The following is a 21525-nucleotide window of genomic DNA, read 5'->3' on the forward strand; positions in this document are numbered from 1 at the left end:
TTAGAGTAATCTTATCGTACATTTGTACATGACGGATTGTAATATGAAGTGTGACTCCTGCCGGAAATAAAAAGACAAAGGGCCCCTGGCTGGATTCGTGTAGAATGAAAGGTTCCTACACCACTTTCCACAAGAAGACTCCACCATGAGCTACACACATCGTAGCATAGCCGAGACAACAGTATAATCCGGGGCGAATTGTTGATCCCACAATAATTTCTGCTGAAGTTATCCGTATAATTTTGGCAGAAATTATTGGCCTGCTCGTTATATATCACGTTATTACACATTCAAAATAATACTCCCCCTAAGGAACATAATTTAACAAATTTACCTAAATATTATCAGGAGCAGTCATCAACAACAGCAAACTGCAAGTATATTACCATTTAAAATCTAAATATAGAGTAATCTTAGCGTATTTTTGTAAATATTAAGGAGGTGAGCCATCTTGAATAAAAGGATTGTCTCCACTATCTTATCTACTGCTCTTATTTGTGCTGCTGCCCCTATTTTTGCAAGTAATAATAGTTCCAGCGTCAGTAATACTACTAATCAAGCTAGTATTGTTAAAGAAGTTCCAAAAATGAAAATCGTTAATGGATTATATGATCCAGGTGAAATTGTCCTGCACTCTGTACTCTTAAATACCACCTACAATTTTTCTTCAGGCCAAGGTACGGGAAATTTTCAGTTTAAAGCTGGGAGCAGCAGAGAAAAAGTTCGGGTCCATGTTAGCAATAATAAAAAAGTAGATGTGAATTATCGTTTGGTATCCCCAAGAGGAAATAACTGGGTAGATATGCCAGTTAGAGCAGGCAAGTCTCTTACCACTGAACATTGGTTTGATAGTCAACAGGCCGGAACTTGGATATTAAAATTCGACACTAATGATGGTTCGGCAGTTGCAGTTAGTGTTTCTGTTTGGGATGGCCTAGAATAATAGGGGATTATAAAGAGCGTGTGCATAAGCTAGGCCCCAATAAAGACCACTGGGTAGTAAACAGACATTTTTTCAAAAAAAAAATACAACCGCCTCAGATGACAGTAGCTTAGGCTTGATTAGCTGACATTCAGGTTGTTATGGCTGGGGGTTACCATTAATCATTTGTATTGTCTATATGATAATAAGGGGTAGATGACAATGGACCCGATTTTTTATGTTATTTCTTTTTTTGTGTTTTATGCTCTGTTGGGCGTTGTAGCTGTCTTATTCATATCTAAGCGTTCAAAACAGCCCACACGAAGAAATGCTCAGTTCGTTGTTGGCCTCATTGGATTAGTGGCAGTCTATGCAGTCATCAAAGCTTTTATCAATGGAGGTAGCTCCGATTCATATCATTATTTTGCCATAGTGGTATTTATAATTGTGGCAGCTTCATTATCCAAGCATCTCAGAAAAAAAAATAATTAGTTGCTTAAACGCTCTGGAGGATTTCCCCAATGAGCGTTTTAACTTTATACATTTCACCTAACATTAAATTGTCACTTCTCATACCAAGATACATAATAAAAATGGAGGAATATTTAATGAGTAAAAAATTATGCGCAAGCCTTGTGATAGGCATAATCATCAATTTAGTCCCCGTACTAATAACTGGACAATGGTATAATCCGGGGCGAATTGTTGACCCCACTATGTAGACTGAGGGGGATTATTGAGGGGGATTATTATGATATTCGCGTACATAATAAGTACCTTTATAGCTATATGTGGAATTATTCAGTATACTCCTGGTCTGGATTCAGGCGCGGCAGCTCCTGTTTCAATCGCTGACAGGCTGGTTACTATTGGGTAAAAACTCGGATCGGAGCGTAATCGCGTGGTAGAAAATATCTTGTCGATTCACAATCATCAGGTTGTCCGCACAGATACAGAGAATGGAGAGCACGTTGCAGTCAAAGGCGGTATTTCGGCAGATCACTTCGAGGTGATTCACCTATTCACACGTGGCTGGATTCCCTTCGGGTATTTGCGTGATGGCAGCGGAATCTGGTGGTACAACGGGCGCAGCAACAAAGCCTCTCGCATTAGCAAGACACAAGACCAAGGTACCTTCACGGTTCTGGACGATGATTACGGTCTGGATGACCAGAACGTGTTTTTGGAGGACAAGCCCATCCCCGGAGCGGACCCCGCCAGCTTCGAGCTATTGCCTCACTCTCCCTACTTTGCACGAGACAAGCATAGACTGTATGTCAAAGGAAGCAATCACTTCTTCACCATGAACGAGGTGGATGCCTCCACCGCTATTGCCTATCAACAATACGTGACCGATCGGGATCATCTCTTCCATTACTTCAATTCGCTTACCTACGCCAACGAAAGCAAAGATGAAATAAAGGATTGGCTGTTGGACAATTACCCGCATGTTCGTGGCTGGTGGCATGCCGATTATGAGTATAATGAAGCCGGGCTGCAGCCTCTGCAATGGAATTGGCATACGACGGGAAGAGCTATCTTCTATGTCGTGGATTCAAGCGACTGGCGCGGCGACATAACGCGGACGACGCGCAATTTGGTGCGTGCAGCGGACCCTGCATCCTTCGAGCCTCTCAACGAACAATTCGCGCGAGATCAGCAGCATGTCTATTTCCGCTGGCGTATCATCGAAGGAGCCGATCCCATCTCCTTTGTTCCGCTGGACGATATGTGCGGACGGGATAAGAACCATGTGTACTATAACGGTTATCTGGTGGCAGATGCGGATTCCCCTAGCTTTGTATCCTACCCAACCGCGAGTCACCACGGCCTATCCAAGGACACGCATCATGTGTACCATGCCGACTTCGTGCGGACAAGCTTGCCCTTCGGGCATCCTGATCAGGTGCTGGTTCCTATGAAAGGTGCAGATCCCGCCAGCTTTGAATTGTTGTCTCCTACAGGAAGCTGGGCGCAAGACGTGAATAACGTCTATTTATGGGGTACACTCGCCAAAGCCATAGATAGGGCCAGCTTTCAGTTTCTGTTCAACGATGAGCCACAAAGCTGGGCAAAGGACCAGACCCATCTCTATAATGCTAACGGCAAACGTACCGTCAAGGGAGTGGACGGCAATAGCTTTGTGATGCTGAATCGGTTCTGGGGAAAGGATATGCAAACTGTCTTCAGCTTTGTAACAGGCAGCGTGCAAAAGTCTGCTGACGCCTCCACCTTTCAAGTCCACGACGACATGGGCGGAGCAGAGGACCAGACCCATTACTATGCAATCAAGAATGGAGATATCAAAAAGACGAAGAAAACGGGGCTATAACGCCGAACAGCCTGCTTATCATAATTGGAGGTCACTCGTTCGCCTGAGTGGCCTCCTTTCTTTTGTATGCTTCGCTCAAGCTCCCTATCATCTGTATAATTTGCTAGGGTTCCCTATCCTCGAACGTAGGAAAAGCTCCTGCTCAACTCCTTTGCCAGTCCTCCATCTTCTGCAATACAAATTACAATCTATAATCTGGCAATAACACCTAAAATATGACAATAGGAGGTGGATGAGAAGCATGGCTAATCTAAACTATCTACAGCAACGAATTGAGCTGGCCCGAGCAGAGCTACATAAGATTGCTGAGGAACGGGATAATCTGCTCCATCCCGAGGTCCTTGAGCACTCCGAGCAACTGGACTTATGGCTGAACCAATACAATCAGGAACTCCGGTTACATGGCACACGCAAAAAGCCGATTGTCCATACAATCGGCTTGAGCGAGTCAATCTAACTTTTTATATTATACTGCTCTAGACGCGGAAGCGGCCTACCATCCCTTGAAGCTCTTCTGCCATGCTGCTCAGGTCTGTAGCTGCAGAGGACACTTCCTCCATAGACGCAAGCTGCTCTTCCGCGGCTGCGGATATCGACTGTGTATTCGCAGAAGACTCCGAGGACAGATTCAGAATCTCGCGTATGGACTGAACCACCTCGGATGTACTCTTCTCCATCTCCTGAGCAGCCTCACGAATCACCTCGGCACTCGTGGACGCCGCTATGATATCCGCCTGAATGAGATTGAAAGACTCCCCGGAGTTCTGCACTGCACTTACTCCCTCAGTCATACGCTCCTGCGTATCACGCATAGCACGCTGGGCCTTGTCCATATCGGATTGAATAGCCGCAATTCGTCTGCCAATTCGGGCAGCCGATCCAGCCGAGTCCTCCGCCAGCTTGCGCACCTCATTCGCGACGACCGCAAAGCCTTTGCCGTGCTCACCTGCCCGCGATGCCTCAATCGAAGCGTTCAAGGACAGCAGGTTCGTCTGCTTGGCAATGCCTGAGATATCCTCTACGATGCCCCCGATCTCGGCAGACCGTAGCGTAAGTGATTCGATGACCTGCCCCAGATCATTCACGGTATGCTGCATCCCATGCATCAGCTCCACGGCTTGCAATACAGAACCACTACCCTCTTGGGCGGATGCAGACGTGCTACGCAGTCGGTCAGACATATCTCTGATCTGCCCGGTGACGCTACCTACATTGCTGGATACCTCATTCATTCGATCCGAGCTGTTACCCATGCGCTCAATCTGACGCTCGCTTCCTTCAGCCAGCTCTTGAATGGCCACCGTTACATGCTCGATCGACTGTGTCGTCTGCTCAGCCCCTGCGGCTAACTCTTCTGCGGCAGCATTGACGCGATTCGTCGTCTCACCTACTCCTTGAATCATGGTGCGCAGATTCTCCACCATCTGCTGGAAGTAACGTGCCAGCATACCGATTTCATCAGCAGGCCCCGTCTCGATCTTCCCACCCAGGTCACCCTGGCTAATCCGCTCGGCAGAGACTTGTAGTCTACGAATCGGCACCAGAATCGCACGCACGATAATTGTAATCATCGCAACAACCACGACCAGTGACACCAAGATTACAATCAGTGTCGTATTACGTATTCCTGCAACCGTGTCATCAATCTCTGAGCTGGACATGGTACCTGCAATTTTCCAGCCTGTCGTCTCGTTCGTTACATAATCAAGGCTCATGTTTTGTCCTTCATTCGAATAGGCATAATACCCGCCTGGTGCATCATACATTTTCAACAAATAGTCAGCATCTACCGTTTCCCCAGATTCAATGGTAGGATGGACCACCACCTTTTGGGTACCATCCAGGATAAGAATATACCCTTGCTTGCCGACTTTAATCAAGGCCTGCTCCTGGACACGCTCCAGATTCAAGGACATACCCAGAACACCTGAACCGTCAGGAAGTGTCTTCGCCATGACAACGACCGGGATTCCCGATGAATTAATATTCACTGGAGCAATTACAGTCTTCCCTGGTTGCTCCATAGCCAGCTTGTACCACTCTCGAGTACGTGGATCAAATCCATTCTCATCTTCCTTGGGTACTCCGCGAATCATCAGACCCTCAGGAGTCCCTATAAAAGTATCTATCACATCAGGATGTAGCTGCACATATTCTACCAGCCGTGGTTCAATCAGTGGGCTATGGTTGCCATCAATCATGGAGCCATCGAACTGCTCCGACAGGTAGCCGACATTATGCCACTTAGACGAGACACTGGATTCAATCATCATGTTAGCAGTGGAGACCGCCTCTGCCGCATCCTCTCTAATCTGGTTAGCCACTGTGTCACGTGATGTAGAGTAGGTCATCCATCCGATAAATACACTTGGAATTAACAGGACCAATAGAAAGGCCACATACAGTCGGAGACGCAGCGTCAGTACAAATTTGCGCTTACGGACCTCGGGGGTGCGACCCTGCATCTCTGCTGCTTGGTTGTTTACCACCCTTGTCTCTTGATCAGATTTGAACTTCAATCCTCGTCTCATTCTACCTCTCCCTTTTAGCCTCTTTATATGACTAGCAGTGTTAATTATCGGCAGTAGAGAACCTGATGTTTAATTAAATAAATTTAAAAATTGCTTCTTTATTTTAGTAATTATTGGCACATAAATATGAGTAACTTAATTATATTGTTACAAGAATTACTGTCATCCTGATCAGCATGTGACGACATGACAAAAAGCGGCCGAGACAGTTCGGCCGCTTCATAGTACTTGATTTTCAGATAGGATTATGCTAGGTTCCAACTATTCACTACGTATCGGAATGCCCACGGGATTCGTTGTCACATCCGACGTGGAGACTACCAGATTTCTCAGGCTCGTTTACGCACTGATCGCTGGGGCTGATTTTTTGCGGAACAGAACGGCATCCAGTCCATATTGGCCACTACCTACGAGCGCCTGCTGAAGAGAAGCGAACAATACGATCAGATCAAATTCCAGAGACATATAAGGCTGTCCCATCTTCGCTGTCAGCAGGACACCTAACATGATCACGGTCAAGGCCGCACCGGCAAAGCGAGTACCCAGGCCGAGAATCAGGGCAATACCACCCAGCAGTTCTATTGCTGCAACGACAGGGGCCAGTGGCCCCGGAATGCCTATGCTGGCGAAAAAACCGGCTGTCCCTTCCAGTCCCTGAAATTTCTGCATACCATGCACCAGGAAGATTACACCTGTCATCAACCTCACCAATAACAATCCAATATGAAGCGTCTTTTGATTCATCATATTTCCTCCTTTTTTTATTACACTACAATGTGTAGTGTTGTTTGTAAAAATAAACGTTGCTGTGATGCTAGATCACAGCGAACGCGAATAGCAAAGTTAATACCGATAATACTTGTACCGATATCATCACGGGCTTGCGTGGCATTCGTGGCGGCAGATCCTGATCAGGATGAAGAATCCGCAGGATTCTGTAATTAATAGAAGTGCCCGCAAAGAAGGAATGTACTGCTCCTGTGACCGGCGTGACTTCTGCCGAAGGCTTCTTCAGTAGCTTCAGTAGTGCACTGCCCAGTCCAGCAGGGCTCCCTGTGCGATGGATCGCTTCATTGTCTGCAAGAATCTCACGTGCTGTCTTATAGTGCTCAAGAATGTGACGCAGGACGGGAATATAGAACAATAGCACAGCGCTGAGCTGAAGCGTCCAGGTCTTCAGCGGATCATAATGTCGCATATGATGGGCCTCATGATAGATGACAGCGGCCTGTTCCTCCTCGTCCAGCATGGACAGCAGCTCTGTTGACACTATAATCCGGGGCTGCAGCAATCCCAATGTAAAGGCCGCAGGACGATCGTACTCAATGACCTGAATTCGCCCTAATCCCGCAGTGGTATAGGTCGCATTCAGTTGCTTCGTCCATACGCTATGCTCCAGGCTATCCAGATGTCGAAGAGCGGCTCGTTCAGCAGCAATCTGACGGATGGTCATGATCAAGGACACTATAAACGTCAGCAGGACCAGCAGATTCAAGCCATCTACAAGATAACCAATATGCAGGGATTCCAACAACTGTCTGCAGATTTGAAATACATTAAAGTTCAAATCCCAGTTCAATAACGTATGGCCAGCATACATGAACATTTGCACCAGCATCAGGCCGGACAAGCCCGCTCCGGCAGCAAAAAGCAATCGGGAACGGCTTTTCCACATGGTCACCTATCCTTTTTCCATTGTTTGATTTTTTGTTCAAGCCTCTCAATCAACTCAGGGTCGGCCTCCTCCAGCGCATCAATCATGTGATTGACAGCCAGCGGTCCGAATTGCTCCAGAAGATCATGACTTAGCTCCTTGGACTGGGCCTCCATGAATTCCTCTCGCGTCAGAACAGGCTCATAGAGCGAGGTCCGCCCACGTAGCTGCTTGCTCAGAATTCCTTTGGTCACCAGGCGATTCATGACCGTCATAACCGTATTGAAGCTGATGTCCTTATCATGCTCAAGTGCCGTCTGAACTTCCTTGATGCTCTGTCTTGGCTGATTCCACAGCTGATCCATGATCTTGGATTCCAATGGTCCAAAAAAACGATTCAAGCCTGTCTCTCCGCCCTTGAAGTTGAGTCTCTTCATCATGCACACCTCACACTACTCATTGTAGTGATTATTAATCGAAAGTCAAATTCCTGATTTCGTCAATTTATGATATATATAGATTGAACTGAGGATGTTAAGAGCTCGGGTCAATCTAAATTAGTTATTCCCAGCTAGTTAGTCCGCCAGACGGTAGCCTGCTCCTCTAATCGTAGCAATATATTTCGGAGCCGAGGCACTGTCTCCCAGCTTCTTGCGCAGACTCTTCACATGGACATCTACCACATTACTTCCGCCCGCAAAATCCGTATCCCAGATCTCCTTCATCATCTGTTCTCTGGAAATGACGCGACCCTGCGCCTCAATGAGCATAAGCAATAGGTCATATTCCGTCTTGGTCAGGCTGATGCTCTGCTCGCTTAGCTGGACAGTCATCCTGTCTTGATCAATCCAGATGTCCTTGAACACGGTTCTGCGGCTGGTTGCTTGCTGCCCAGCGGTAGCTGGCAGGCGACTGATTAGCTCCTCTACCCGACTGATCGTCACATTCGCCGAGGCTGGCCAAGCGAGCAGCTCTTCCTCGGGCAGTAGTGACCCAGCCTCCTCCAGCACCGTTGGAGTAACCAGCAACATACGCTGTAGCCCTTCCAGCTCAGGACGAGTCTGGTCGTACCAGCTCTTCAGCTCGCCAATGCCATGCAGTGAGGTGCAGTCGAGTACCAGCAGATCCGTCGTCAGCTGTCCCTGGACTTGCGGCTCCCAGCGGTGGAATACCATCACATCATAGCAGGAGGCCGAGAGCATGCTGATCCAGGTCTGGACATGGGCAGGCACCGGGCTTATCAAAGTAATCCGACTCGTCACAGGGCAATACAACGGCTCATAGAGATTCACATCATTGACTTGATTTCCGGAATTCGCTTGGTGCACGTTATTCACTTGATTCATGGAAATTTCTGATGTTACCTGATTCGCTTGCTCTGGCATTCAGGGCACACTCCTCCGAATACGACATGGGCGTGAGCTACATCGTAGCCTGTCTCGACAGCAACCTGCTTCATCCATGCATCGGGCACTCTGCTCATGACCTCATCCACACGACCACATACCTGGCAAATGACATGCTGATGATCATCCATCAATCCGTCATAGCGACTTGCTGTATCCCCAAGCTTCAGCTCCCGAATGAGCTCCTTGTCACTCAGATAACGAAGTGAATTGTAGACGGTACCGTAAGCCAGATTATATCCCCGTTCATTCAAGCGCTCCATCACATCCGCGGCTGTTGGGTGATCGTGTGATTCACGTACAACATCATATACAGCCTGTCTTTGAATGGTGAGATTCAAGGATTTCATAAAGAATCACTCCTTCTATATCAACGATTTGTATTTTATCTTAATTTGTAATGAGTATAAATAACAATTTAGACCTAGTATAAATCTAAATCCATGGATCGTCAAGATAATGAGCATTGGTACATCTTACACAGGCTAGTTCTGCCCAGATAAAATGTGAATATGAAGCTGCTGGACTCCCCCGTTCAACACGGAAGCTATAAAAAAAAGATGAAGCCAGCAGGCATCATCTCGGTTCCATTTTATTTAGATATTCTTTACCTTACCCCTATTCACAGCACAAATATTCACAGCACAAATCACTGACTTCATCTGACACCATTGGGCCTGTCCACCCTCAGATCTACACATGCCAGCAAATCTCTTCAGATGTACAAGGGATCCGCTCAAGTTCTGCTAATTCTCACAATAGACAGCGAGTGAGGCCAGTGTATGCTGCTCCCATGACTTCAACATCTGCTGCTCCGATTCCTGTATGATATTCGTAAGCGCAGATGTCACACCTGCACAATAGGTATTGGGCGACGGTGGTATCATCCCTGGACATATAGGCTCATAGATCTCCACAGCCCGATATACATCAGCCAGTGTAATCTCCTTGCAGGACCGGGTAAGACAATACCCTCCTACTCGCCCTTCCTTCGCCGTAATGAGTCCGGCCTGTACCAGCCGTGCAAGCACTCTGCGGACTAATGTCACCTCACTACCGATACAAGCAGCTATATCTCCACTAGCGCACATTTGCCCATCACGCTCCAGGAACAATAGCGCCTGCACAGCTACACCAAGCCATTTAGGCGTGGCTTGACGCATTCTTTTCTCTTTGCTCACAACCCCAGGACACCTCGATCCCATTTGGACTTACCGAATTAATATATTGTACGTGAACCACCAGGGAACTTCAAGGAACTACACATTTCGCATCATTTCATGTAAACGTTATCAACTATTTCATCATATCGAACCTCAAAAAATATCTCAAGCTTCTCTTCCCCGTACACTGTGGGCTTTCCGGCATTGGGCACCTACTTGGTGTGATCAATGTCACATTCAAAAAACACCATATGTAGATACAATGGGACAATCATATAACAATATATTGTGAATTGACGGAGGGTAACCCACTATGAAGACAACCTCAGGAACATCTGTTCATACTATAGGCGAACGTGTCATTGGAGCTCAAGATCTTGAAATGCTGCGGGAAAACGCGAATCTGAACGGAGACTCCTTCAGCGGTAAGATGAGTAAATTGGGCTCGGAATATGCAAAATGGTACACAAGAGAGCAGGTGCTGCCCCCAGCATTGCTGAAGGCTATTGATGATGGCTATGTGTATGTGCATGATATGGATCAATATGCGCTCGGTACGACGAACTGCATCTTTATTCCTTTCGATCGATTGCTGGAATCCGGCTTCAATACAGGCAACGGCTCCGTCCGTACGCCGCAGACGATCATGTCTGCTATGGCGCTGGTCGCCATCATCTTCCAGGCGCAGCAGAACAGCCAATTCGGCGGGGTATCCGCGAACAAGATTGACTGGGATCTGGCTCCTTACGTAGCCCGCTCCTTCCGTAAACATTTCCAGAAAGGAATGCGCTTGTTCGGCGAGTCTACGACAATGGAAGAACAGCTAATTACGATGAGCAGCGAAGAGGTACAAGCTGAGTGCCCACGCTCATGGGCATTCGCTCATGAAGAGACCGTTAGTGAGACAAGACAAGCTGCCGAGTCCCTGATCCACAACCTCAATACGATGAGCAGCCGGGCGGGTGGACAGATTCCTTTTACATCGCTGAACTATGGAATGTGTACCTCAATGGAAGGAAGACTGGTCGCTCAGAGCCTGCTCGAATCCACGATTCGTGGACTAGGTAGCGGAGAGACACCGGTATTTCCACAGCATATTTTCCAATGTAAGCAAGGAGTAAATCAGGCTCCTGAAGATCCGAACTATGATCTATTCCAGCTCGCCGTTGAATGCTCCAGCAAGCGGATGTATCCGAACTTCGTGAATGTGGATGCGAGCTTCAACCTGCCATACTACCGTGAAAATGAACCTGATACCATCATTGCTACCATGGGCTGCAGAACCCGTACAATCGGCGACCGCTTCGGACGCAATCGGCAGAGCGGCAAGGGCAACCTGTCCTTCAACACCATCAACCTCCCACGTCTGGGCATCGAATTCGGAACCTGCCAAGGACAACGTACCGTGCCTGATATTAAAGGCTTCTATGACAAGCTCAAAGAGATGATGGAGATCGCTGTCGAGGGTCTGATCCATCGTTATCGTATTCAAGCGAATCAGCCTGCGAAGGCTTCAGACTTCATGATGAGAGAAGGAGTCTGGGAGGGTGGCGAGCAGCTATCTCCTGAGGATAAGGTCGGCGATCTGCTGAAGCACGGGACCCTTGCTCTCGGATTCATCGGCGTGGCTGAATGCATGAAGGCGATGTACGGTCAGCATCACGGAGAGAATGATACAGTCTATCGTGAAGCTCAACGCGTCATCACAGCCATGCGGAGCTTCTGCGATCGGATGAGTGAGCAGCATGAATTGAATATTACGCTATTCGCAACACCTGCCGAAGGACTGTCAGGCAAATTCACACAACTGGATGCGCGTGAGTTCGGCGTTATTGAAGGAGTTACGGATCGTGAATACTACACGAACTCCTTCCATATTCCGGTATACTATCCGCTACCAGCTGCACGGAAGATCGAACTGGAGGCTCCTTTCCACCTCTGGTGCAATGCGGGCGCTATCTCTTATATTGAGCTGGATGGTAATGTGCGTAGTAATCCTGTTGCTTTCCGTTCGATTGTGCAATACGCGCTGTCACAAAATGTAGGCTACTTCTCGATCAATCATCCGATCGACCGTTGCCCATGCTGCGGTTATGAAGGGATTATTGGCTCGGAATGCCCGAAATGTGAAGCCGAAGAGAGCACGACCCACTTCCAGCGTCTGCGCCGCGTGACCGGCTACCTTACTGGGGACTACACTGTACGCTTCAATGGAGCCAAGCAGGCGGAAGTTCGTGATCGGGTGAAGCACCAGTGAATCTGCTCGGATACATCCCTGAATCACTGAATGAAGGTATAGGCCTGCGAGCGGTAGTCTTCATCAGCGGTTGTCGGCATGCTTGTCCTGGCTGCTTTAACCCGGAATCATGGAGCTTCCGCAGCGGAGAACTGTTCACGGAAGTCCGCCAGCAGGAGATCATTCGAGAGATTGCGGGCAATCCGCTGTTGGACGGGCTGACCCTCTGCGGGGGAGATCCCTTCTTCTCCGCCGGAGAATGTGCTGAATTCGTACGCAAGTTCAGACAAAGCTGTCCGAGTCGGAGCGTCTGGGCTTATACCGGATTCGTGTATGAAGAGCTGCTGGAGGATGAGGAGCGGCGGACGCTGGCCGAGCTATGCGATGTGATCGTGGATGGACGCTTCGTTCAGGCCGAGAAGGATGTGTCTCTCCCCTTCCGGGGTAGCCGCAATCAGCGCCTTGTCGATGTGCCAGCCAGTATCCGGGCCGGGGCTTGCGTGCTCTGGTCTGATCAGGCGGTGGTCCCCTCAGGCTCTGCCCGCTGGTAGCTCTCAATAGAGCTCAGATGTCCAGTACAGGATTCCAGACTAATCTATCCCTAACTAACCAGCAATCTTCAACAGCTCCTTGGCTGTTCCGAAGAACGCTGGTTATTTTTCATGACCAGTACCTTGCATTATTCAGTAGAGGGTGATAAGTTATATCCAGCTACTGTTCAATGCACAGTACTGAACGTTGCATAGCTCATGACGATTCATTGATCATGGATCATGTCTTCTGGATATGATTCGTTGTTGATTCACATTTTGATTACGAACTTGGAGGGTTCCAGCCATTGAACGTGCATATTCAATTTAAAAAAGGCGTATTGGAACTGTGCGTTCTTGTATTAATAAGCCGCCAAGACCGTTACGGCTACGAGTTGGTGCAGGCGGTGTCCAAGCATGTAGAGGTCGCGGAGGGGGCGCTGTATCCTCTGTTGCGTCGTCTAGTAACTGAGGGCTACTGCACAACCTACTTGCAGGAATCGAGCGAAGGGCCGCCACGCAAATATTATCACCTCACCCCCACGGGCAGGGAGTATATGCAGGTCCTGCATATGGAATGGAATCATTTTGTACACAATGTCACCAATCTCTTGGAGGAAGGACACGGGCATGAAGAAGCATGAGTTTATGAAAGAGTTAGAGACGCATCTTAGACCACTGCCACCGCACATTCGCAGGGATTTGCTGGAGGATATGGAGCAGCACTTCACATTCGGAATGGCCAGCGGGAAGAGCGAGGAGGATATCTCCAGGGAGTTGGGTCATCCCGTTGATATTGCGATCGAAGCACTAGAGGAATTTCCGGCTGCACAGGTTGAGGGAATACAAGATGAGACCCTACAAGCTTCGACAATGCAAGATTGGATATCTGCACCTGTAAAAAAGAGACACCCGGTAGCGACAGCCCTTATCATCATTGGACTTGTACTATTGAATCTGATGATCGGACTTCCCGTATTCTCCGTGATCTGGAGCCTCTGGCTCTCATTTGCTGCCATTGCTATATCCTGTCTGGTCGCACCGCTGGCTCTGATCGCAGAGTGGGTCATGAATCGCGAATTCCACTTGTTCAAGTTGTTCTTATCCCTGTTCATGGCAGGAGCAGGCATACTGCTCTTCATGGCAGTTAGACGATGGATGCAGCGACTGGCTTACTTTACCGTGCAATATTGGCGCAAGAATCTGAATTATGTGGAGGGAAAATCATCATGAAGCGCAAGTGGATAATGACGGCTATACTCTGCATGCTGGTCGGAATAGCCGGGATGGCTGCACTCGGCTTTGATGCTAACCAAAGCATCTTAGGCTCGAACAATTCTGAGCGAATCGCTCATGAGCAGCAATGGAGCTTTGCCGCTGATGAGCTGCAGACCTTGAAAGTTGAACTGCTAAGCGATGATCTATATGTACAATTCGCGGACAGTCAGGATACACAAGGGACAATCACATTAGAAGGACACTTCGACCAGAAGGTACTTGATCAGCTTGAGCAAGCTCACATTCAGAATGGACAGCTTGAGCTCATCATGAAGCCGGAGACAAGGATATCCTTCTTTAATTTCAGGAACCATGAATATAATAAAAGCACATTGACGATTCATATGCCACAAGGTGCAGTGCTGTCCAATCTGGATGTCCGCGGCACGTCAGGCAGCTATAATCTCCAGGATGTTCATGCAGATCAGACCTCCGTCCAGCTAACTTCTGGCGATTTGAATCTAAACAACCTGACCGCAGATCACTTCACAAGTAAAATGACATCAGGAGAACTCAGCATCCTCAATGCTACTGCGAACCTTGAGCTTCAGATGACCTCCGGTGATATTAAGGTTGACGGGCTAAGTGGTGAAGGGAAGGTTCAGGCGACCTCTGGTGGTGTCGAGATCAGTCAACGAGAAGCTGGGGGATTGGATATATCCATGAAGTTGGGAGATGTCCGCATCGAGACTCCAGTTGGATCACAGGCCATCTATGATGTACGCACCACCTCCGGTGATATCGTGACTCCTCCTTCCAGCGCACAGGCAAAGCATATCATTAAGGTACGTGCAACTTCCGGCGATGTAGTCATCACTAACTAACACCTTGACCAGATCAAACAGAGTGTCAGATGTCCAACGAAACTGCAGGACTGGACTGAAAATTAAAGTATTAGATTGAAAAAACCGCCAGGTGTGAAGTGACCCTGACGGTTTTTCTTGAAGGAATTGCTAGCGCCATTTATTAATAACCCGTGGACTGAGTGTGTAAGTATTTAGCTTGTGTAGGTGGATATATTCGCGTATTAGGCTTTACTATGAAGGGTAACTAGGTAACCGTCTGGGTCGGCAAATGTAAAGGTTCGCCCGAATGGTCCATCTATTGGCGCAGATGTAATCTTTACTCCTGCTTGAACAAGCTTGTCGTGGATTTCCTGCGCATCAGGAGCATGAAGCCACAAGGCGACACCAAGTCCAGGCTGAGTACCCGAGCCGAGCTCTACTCCAGGCATAAGGTCACGAAGAGCAAATGCAATAGGCTTTGTATCAAAGACCACAGCATGAGGTGGCCCCGCCGGTGAGCGGACAAGCCCGAGATAGTTTTGATAGAATTCTGCAGAGCCTTCAAGATTAGTCACTTGAAGTGAAATGAAGTCGGGTCCAATTGCTGACATATTGAAATGTCCTCCTTTGTATTTCATTTTTAATATCTCGATTGTACATCCCCCCTCTTGCCAACAGTATGTCAGTAGCGTTTTACCACTTTCTCAATTTCTTCTAAGACCATTTCATCTTTGTGGAGCAGACGTTTGCTCCTTATGGATCTTCCTTGTATTTGGTGTTGCCTGCTTAATCCAAGTATAATAAAAGAGAGCCTGACCGCAGTGTCTGCGGACCTTACTTTCTCAGGAGGAGATTACCATGTTCGTAGTAACGAATACGATCAAAGTCAAGCAGGGAACCGGAGCGAAGCTGGCAGAACGATTCACTGAAGGCGAAGGTGTCTCGGAAATGCCCGGATTTGTACGTATGGAAGTATGGCATGGGGTAAACAAAGATCAGGAAGAGATCAAGGTGTCCACGCTGTGGGACAATGAAGAGGCTTTCCGTGGTTGGACCCAGAGCGAGAGCTTCCGCAAGGCCCATCAGGGACGGGGGAAGAACGAAGATATCCTGGGAGCTTCTCTCGATCAGTATGAGCTGCTGGCTCATATCTCTGCAGAGGATTAATCAGACTGATATTACTGCTTAATCGCAGCACACCTGATATCCATTCACGTACATACAACATATCCATTCAGCTATAAGACTTGGCCAGAGCCAAGGAATGCACATGACAAAGGAGCGAACGAACAAAATGGAACTTAAGAACATGACAGCTATCATTACCGGGGCTGGTAAAGGAATCGGCAAAGCCACAGCTATCGCCTTGGCGAAGGAGGGCGTTAGTCTGGGACTGATTGCCCGTACCGTAGCCGATCTGGAGCAGCTTCAAGCGACATTGTCCTCCAAATACGGTGTAAAGGTCGTATGTGCCGTAGCGGATGTATCTGACCGCACACAGGCAGAAGCGGCAATCGCCTCTCTGGAGACAGAGCTCGGTGCTGTGGATATTCTGATTAATAATGCGGGAACGGCTTCCTTCGGCAAAGTCATAGACATGGACCCTGAAGAGTGGGAGCGCATCGTACATGTGAATCTCATGGGAACCTACTACATTACCAGAGCAGCCCTGCCGAGCATGATCGCTCAAAACAGCGGTGCCATCATCAATGTAGCTTCTACTGCTGGGGAGCGCGGTTTTGCGACAGGCTCTGCCTATAATGCCTCCAAGTTCGCGGTTATGGGCTTCACCGAGGCATTAATGCAGGAAGTCCGTAAGTCCAATATCCGCGTGACGGCTCTGACGCCGAGTACCGTAAATACGGAGCTTGCCGTAAATGCAGGACTTGGGATTGGCGATGAGGATCGCATGATGCAGCCAGAGGATGTCGCTGAACTGATCGTATCCGTACTTAAGCTACCTAAGCGTGTATTCATCAAGACTGCAGGCATCTGGACAACGAATCCGCAATAAGCCCTTGTAGCCTTGGCAGGCAGAATAGCACGAATGACTAACAGGATAAGTGTTATTGCTGTAGACAAACAAGGCTGCTTCCCTTCAGGGAGCAGCCTTGTTACATTGTCATGAATCTCACCGTCAGATCCTATAAAGCGGTTATGAATTGATCCTAAAAGTTAGTAGCCATTATTCTTCGGTAATGTGTCTGAGTATCTTGGCGGGATTCCCCCCAACTAACACCTAACCCTGTGCTTGAGCTCGTGGCCCGAGCCCATCAATGGAAGGGACAGCCACCGCTAACTGTACTCTTACTCTGCGGCTGACGCACCACATCAGAGACCTCCCCTTTCAGTCCCCCTTCAGCTTGATCCGAATCAGAAGCCTGATCCCCATCACCAGTTGGATAGAGCTTGTCCTGTGCGAAGAAATTCGGGCGTACCAGCTTGTTATCATATGAGGAATGGAAGATGTGTGTCGCTGCCGGAGACATTGGCGGTATCAGCCAGGTCCAGTTCCCTGTCAGCTCTCTTCCGGCTCTCTGCTCACGCTCCTCAAACAGCTTGAATTGAGCTGCTGCTGTATGGTGATCTACGATGCTTACCCCATCTCGCTTGTACGAATAGAGTACCGCTGCATTCAGCTCCACCAATGCACGGTCCTTCCAGAGCGTCGTATCACTTCCCGTATCCAGCCCCATAGCATGGGCCACTGCAGGTAGCTTGTCATAACGAAATGTGTCTGCGAAGTTGCGAGCACCAATCTCCGTGCCCATGTACCAACCATTAAAGGGAGCCGCGGTGTATTCAATCCCCCCGATCTCCAGCTTCATATCAGCGATAATCGGCACGGCATACCAACGAAGCCTCAGCTCGTTAATGGCTGTAATATCGGGATGCTCAATAGCTACCTCCTGCACTAGTCCATCCGGGATTGGATGAAGCGTAGGCTCCTGATCGCCTATCTGTACTACGAGCGGTAGGATATCATAGTCGGTCTTCTTCCCTTGCCAGCCTTGCTGCTGGCACCAGGCCGTTAGCTCCAGAGAGAGCGGATCGCCGATAATCCCGTGCTCCGTATGGTACCCGGCATACCGGATCAACTGGTGATTCCAGATGCGGATCGTCGGCAGAGCAGGCTGTGCGCTGCGAAATACGGTCAAGGTCGGAATGATCCGGCCTCCATTCGTAGCAAGCTCAATATGCTCCAGCAGGGACCCTGCAATGGCGTTGCTATCAGTCAAATGGCGCTCATCACGCACACGGAGCTTGTCCCAGAACAAGCGTCCAATGCAACGGTTGCTATTGCGCCAAGCCATACGAGCACCATGCTCCAACTCCTCATAGCTATGCTCGTAGGTGCCGCGGTCATGAATATTCTGCCGAATCACCTGTAGACGTTGCTCAGCCTCCTCCGGGCTACGCCCCAGTTCCTGATAAGCCGTATGTATGAATTGCTCTGCTTCTTGTATAAGCTCGGAATGCTCTATCTGCGACATCCTGCTCCTCCATCCTGCGGTATAACCGCACCGTTCATGTACTTGTCTCCCATACTTCACGCTATACTATGACTACTTGCTACCTTCTGTACGGCATGACGCTACTGTACGGCATTTTTGAGTAGATTCCAGAATATTGAATGTGCTTGTGTTCATATTATACGCTCTTATACAACAACCCATCAGGGCATTGCCTATTTGTTCACTGCATCTCCACACCTTTTCCAACAACAAGCAATCTGACGATCCGTTCCATTTTATCTAGTCATTCAATTGGATCTATTCCATCTTCCGCGCTCTGTTCATTCCAAGCCATTCCATGCACCATCCATTCGATGCACCTTCCATCACATCCTCTACTCATTCCGCGCTCTATTCAGTCCGTACTCCATGGATTCTATACACTTAGTGTCCCATGCTCTACTCCTACACTGCATTCCGGGCGAACCTGTGGTAAGGTGTAGAGTAAGCGCTGACAAATTTTCTCATTACTCCATTCCGTGCAAGCACATTTCCAATGAAATGAGGGATAACGTATGATTCAAGCCACCCATAACGATGAACGCTACGAACTGCTTAGCCCAACCCTGCTGCCGAGAGCTTCGGGCTTTCTGTGGAACGAGAGCATGATGGTGCATGTCAACTGCCGCGGATATATCGTGGCTCAATTCATGCAGCCAGAGCCTGCGAAGTATTCGCATGCGCCGAATCTGGAGGCCAAGACCTTCATGCAGCCGGAGCAGCCTTATTATGCACACCACCCCGGTCGATTCGTGTATGTGAAGGACGAGGAAGATGGAACTGTCTTCTCTGCTCCATACGAGCCCGTCCGCGCTGAGCTTGAGCAGTATTCATTCTCGGTAGGAAAGCATGATATACACTGGCAAGTGCTCCATAACGGGCTTGAGATCGGCATGACGCTAACCTTGCCCAAAAATGATCCGCATGAGCTATGGAAGATCACGGTGAGGAATGTGTCCAGGGCACACCGCAAGGTGAGCCTGTATCCCTATTTTACAATCGGCTATATGTCGTGGATGAATCAGTCTGGCGAGTATCGGCCTGACCTGCAGGCGATTGTGGCCTCCTCCATCACCCCTTACCAGAAATACAAGGATTACGATAAGATTAAGCATTTGAAGGATAAAACGTTCCTGCTGGCCGAGCGCGAGCCTACAGCCTGGGAAGCCAATCAGGAGGAAATTGAGGGAGAAGGCGGCATTATGCATCCCTCTGCCCTGCATGCGGATACTCTCGCTGGCGGCGAAGCCCGCTACGAGACCCCTGCAGCCGTGCTGCAATACAAGCTCGACCTGAAGGCAGGCGAGGAGCAGGAATTTCGACTGGTGTTCGGTCCGGCACAGCATGAGAGCGAGATCGCAGATATACGCCGCAGGTATTTCTCGCCTACTGAGCCTACTGATCCTGCTAAGCATACTGATCTGAAGGATTATGCGCATACCTACACGGCTACCTCGGGATCATTAGAGCGTACATTCGAGAGCAAGGATACCTATTCTGATGTAGAGAATACAGGGGATAGAGAGCATACAGAGACGATGAGGCATACAGCAAGCGAGAACTTGTTGAGCACGCCAGCTCAGGACGGCTTCACCGCTGCTGCACAGGAATATGCCGCATATATCAGCGCAGGCAAGGGACCGCTGGAGATTCATACACCCGACGTCGATCTGGACAACTTCGTTAATCATTGGCTGCCGCGCCAGATGTACTATCACGGGGCAACCAACCGCCTGACGACCGACCCGCAGACGCGGAATTACCTTCAGGATCATATGGGGATGAGCTATATCATGCCTGAGGTAGCTAGAAATGCATTCATGACGGCTCTCGCTCAGCAAGAGTCCAGCGGCGCGATGCCAGACGGGATTATCCTGCACCCGGATGCGGAGCTGAAATATATTAATCAGGTCCCTCATACGGACCATTGTGTATGGCTGCCCATCTGCCTCAGTACGTATCTAGATGAGACGAACGATTATGCACTGCTGGCCGAAATCCTGCCCTTTGCCGACAGCAGTGAACCTGCAACTGTATTCGAGCATATGAACCGAGCCATGCAATGGCTGGCACAGGACCGGGACGAACGCGGCTTGAATTACATCCGGCAGGGTGACTGGTGCGACCCAATGAATATGGTCGGCTATAAGGGCAAGGGCGTATCCGGCTGGCTCACCATTGCTACTGCATATGCCTTCAATGTATGGGCTGACATCTGCGAGGCAGGTGGGCATGCGGAACATGCAGCACAGCACCGTCTGGCCGCGAAGGAGACGAATGCGATCGTTAACCAGTATCTGTGGGATGGCGATTGGTACGCGCGCGGCATTACGGACGATAATGTCGTGTTCGGAGTCCACACCGATAAGGAAGGGCGTATCTTCATTAATCCACAGGGCTGGGCATTGCTAAGTGGCGCTGCGGATGCTTCTCAGCAACAGAAGCTGATCCGTGCTGTGGAGGAACAGTTGGAGTCACCCTATGGGGTGGAAAAGCTCGCTCCCTCTTTCACAGCTATGCGTGAGGATGTGGGACGCGTAACCCAGAAGCATCCAGGCAGTGCGGAGAACGGAGCTGTGTACAATCATGCTGCCGCCTTCTATATCTATGGTCTTTATGAGGTTGGTGAGCAGGAGCACGCCTACCGGCTCCTGCGGAAGATGCTGCCTGGACCTGATCGTGAGGACATCCTCCAGCGCGGTCAGCTTCCCGTCTTCATTCCGAATTATTATCGCGGAGCCTATCGCCAATTTCCGAAGACAGCTGGCCGCTCCAGTCATCTCTTCAATACAGGAACGGCACCGTGGGTATATCGCTGTCTCGTAGATGGACTATTCGGCGTTCAGGGTACTGCCCAAGGGCTACGTATCCAGCCTCAGCTCCCTTCAGCATGGCAGCAGGCTGCAATCAAACGCAGCTTCCGAGGTGCCCTGCTCGACATCCAGATCACACGAGCAGCCGGAGTGTCTGCTACAGAAGTGTATGTTGAAGGCATATTGATCCCTGACGGTGTGTTGAAGGAATTGAACTCAGGGGCACTGTATCAGGTGCAGGTGAAGCTCCCTGTCATCTGAGAACCGGGTTATAGTCTTAATTATTCGTTCCAAGCGACTCTGTAGCTATCCATTATCAAAAAGCCAGAGGCCCCCTACTCGGGAGCCCCCTGGCTTTCC

General features: G+C 49.2%; 21 protein-coding genes. 12 read left to right on the top strand and 9 right to left on the bottom strand.

The window, feature by feature from the left end:
- Positions 1-451 precede the first annotated feature (451 nt).
- The 4 genes from K331_RS0107565 to K331_RS0107590 all read left to right on the top strand — a co-directional run bounded on the left by K331_RS0107565 (position 452) and on the right by K331_RS0107590 (position 3711).
- Positions 452-943, top strand: coding sequence for a hypothetical protein (locus K331_RS0107565; RefSeq protein WP_028589810.1), 492 nt, complete (start codon positions 452-454; stop codon positions 941-943).
- 201 nt (positions 944-1144) lie between these two features.
- Positions 1145-1414, top strand: coding sequence for a hypothetical protein (locus tag K331_RS0107570; RefSeq protein ID WP_028589811.1), 270 nt, complete (start codon positions 1145-1147; stop codon positions 1412-1414).
- A gap of 409 nt (positions 1415-1823) precedes the next feature.
- Positions 1824-3254 carry a DKNYY domain-containing protein gene (locus K331_RS0107585; RefSeq protein ID WP_028589812.1) on the top strand — a complete coding sequence of 477 codons (1431 nt, stop codon included), beginning with the start codon at positions 1824-1826 and terminating at the stop codon, positions 3252-3254.
- A gap of 241 nt (positions 3255-3495) precedes the next feature.
- Complete coding sequence (locus K331_RS0107590) at positions 3496-3711, top strand: aspartyl-phosphate phosphatase Spo0E family protein (RefSeq protein WP_028589813.1); 216 nt, start codon at positions 3496-3498, stop codon at positions 3709-3711.
- 19 nt (positions 3712-3730) lie between these two features.
- Here K331_RS0107590 and K331_RS0107595 read toward each other — a convergent pair whose 3' ends face one another.
- The 7 genes from K331_RS0107595 to K331_RS0107625 form a co-directional block, all read right to left on the bottom strand.
- Positions 3731-5785, bottom strand: a complete 2055-nt coding sequence (locus K331_RS0107595; protein WP_084165385.1) for a methyl-accepting chemotaxis protein — start codon at positions 5783-5785, stop codon at positions 3731-3733.
- Between the two features lie 339 nt (positions 5786-6124).
- Positions 6125-6532: a DoxX family protein gene (locus tag K331_RS0107600; RefSeq protein WP_226383550.1), complete on the bottom strand. Its 408-nt coding sequence runs from the start codon at positions 6530-6532 to the stop codon at positions 6125-6127.
- 67 nt (positions 6533-6599) lie between these two features.
- The gene (locus tag K331_RS0107605) at positions 6600-7460 is read right to left on the bottom strand and encodes a M56 family metallopeptidase (RefSeq protein WP_028589816.1); all 861 of its coding nucleotides are present in this window, start codon (positions 7458-7460) and stop codon (positions 6600-6602) included.
- Positions 7461-7462: 2 nt separating this feature from the next.
- Positions 7463-7876 carry a BlaI/MecI/CopY family transcriptional regulator gene (locus tag K331_RS0107610; RefSeq protein ID WP_018884044.1) on the bottom strand — a complete coding sequence of 138 codons (414 nt, stop codon included), beginning with the start codon at positions 7874-7876 and terminating at the stop codon, positions 7463-7465.
- Positions 7877-8014: 138 nt separating this feature from the next.
- Entirely contained in the window at positions 8015-8824 is an 810-nt protein-coding gene (locus K331_RS0107615) for a response regulator transcription factor (protein ID WP_028589817.1), read from the bottom strand.
- Entirely contained in the window at positions 8800-9195 is a 396-nt protein-coding gene (locus tag K331_RS0107620; protein ID WP_018884042.1) for a Fur family transcriptional regulator, read from the bottom strand. The genes K331_RS0107615 and K331_RS0107620 overlap by 25 nt, the downstream gene beginning before the upstream one ends.
- A gap of 396 nt (positions 9196-9591) precedes the next feature.
- Positions 9592-10026 carry an Rrf2 family transcriptional regulator gene (locus tag K331_RS0107625; RefSeq protein WP_025680537.1) on the bottom strand — a complete coding sequence of 145 codons (435 nt, stop codon included), beginning with the start codon at positions 10024-10026 and terminating at the stop codon, positions 9592-9594.
- Positions 10027-10321: 295 nt separating this feature from the next.
- Here K331_RS0107625 and K331_RS0107630 point away from each other — a divergent pair, with 295 nt between their 5' ends.
- The 5 genes from K331_RS0107630 to K331_RS0107650 all read left to right on the top strand — a co-directional run bounded on the left by K331_RS0107630 (position 10322) and on the right by K331_RS0107650 (position 14876).
- Positions 10322-12265 carry an anaerobic ribonucleoside triphosphate reductase gene (locus K331_RS0107630; RefSeq protein WP_028589818.1) on the top strand — a complete coding sequence of 648 codons (1944 nt, stop codon included), beginning with the start codon at positions 10322-10324 and terminating at the stop codon, positions 12263-12265.
- A complete protein-coding gene (nrdG, locus tag K331_RS0107635) occupies positions 12262-12795 on the top strand; it encodes an anaerobic ribonucleoside-triphosphate reductase activating protein (protein ID WP_028589819.1) in 534 nt (177 codons plus the stop codon). The genes K331_RS0107630 and nrdG overlap by 4 nt, the downstream gene beginning before the upstream one ends.
- Before the next feature lie 287 nt (positions 12796-13082).
- Complete coding sequence (locus K331_RS0107640; protein ID WP_018884038.1) at positions 13083-13418, top strand: PadR family transcriptional regulator; 336 nt, start codon at positions 13083-13085, stop codon at positions 13416-13418.
- Positions 13405-14007 (top strand): DUF1700 domain-containing protein, encoded by a 603-nt coding sequence (locus tag K331_RS0107645; protein ID WP_028589820.1) that lies wholly within the window; start codon positions 13405-13407, stop codon positions 14005-14007. The genes K331_RS0107640 and K331_RS0107645 overlap by 14 nt, the downstream gene beginning before the upstream one ends.
- On the top strand, positions 14004-14876 hold the full coding sequence (locus K331_RS0107650) for a DUF4097 family beta strand repeat-containing protein (RefSeq protein ID WP_028589821.1): 873 nt from the start codon (positions 14004-14006) through the stop codon (positions 14874-14876). Before K331_RS0107645 ends, K331_RS0107650 begins: the two co-directional genes overlap by 4 nt.
- Before the next feature lie 203 nt (positions 14877-15079).
- On the opposite strand, the gene K331_RS0107655 is transcribed toward K331_RS0107650, so the two are convergent.
- On the bottom strand, positions 15080-15448 hold the full coding sequence (locus tag K331_RS0107655; RefSeq protein ID WP_028589822.1) for a VOC family protein: 369 nt from the start codon (positions 15446-15448) through the stop codon (positions 15080-15082).
- Between the two features lie 247 nt (positions 15449-15695).
- On the opposite strand from K331_RS0107655, the gene K331_RS0107660 reads away from it, so the two are divergent.
- Positions 15696-16004, top strand: a complete 309-nt coding sequence (locus K331_RS0107660) for an antibiotic biosynthesis monooxygenase (protein WP_028589823.1) — start codon at positions 15696-15698, stop codon at positions 16002-16004.
- Positions 16005-16131: 127 nt separating this feature from the next.
- Positions 16132-16851 (top strand): 3-ketoacyl-ACP reductase, encoded by a 720-nt coding sequence (locus K331_RS0107665; RefSeq protein WP_028589824.1) that lies wholly within the window; start codon positions 16132-16134, stop codon positions 16849-16851.
- A gap of 259 nt (positions 16852-17110) precedes the next feature.
- Here K331_RS0107665 and K331_RS0107670 read toward each other — a convergent pair whose 3' ends face one another.
- A complete protein-coding gene (locus tag K331_RS0107670; protein WP_028589825.1) occupies positions 17111-18331 on the bottom strand; it encodes a nitric oxide synthase oxygenase in 1221 nt (406 codons plus the stop codon).
- 536 nt (positions 18332-18867) lie between these two features.
- On the opposite strand from K331_RS0107670, the gene K331_RS0107675 reads away from it, so the two are divergent.
- Entirely contained in the window at positions 18868-21426 is a 2559-nt protein-coding gene (locus K331_RS0107675) for a GH36-type glycosyl hydrolase domain-containing protein (protein ID WP_028589826.1), read from the top strand.
- Positions 21427-21525: the final 99 nt, after the last annotated feature.

It is taken from the genome of Paenibacillus massiliensis subsp. panacisoli DSM 21345 (genome assembly GCF_000426545.1).
GTDB classification, from domain to species: domain Bacteria; phylum Bacillota; class Bacilli; order Paenibacillales; family Paenibacillaceae; genus Paenibacillus; species Paenibacillus panacisoli.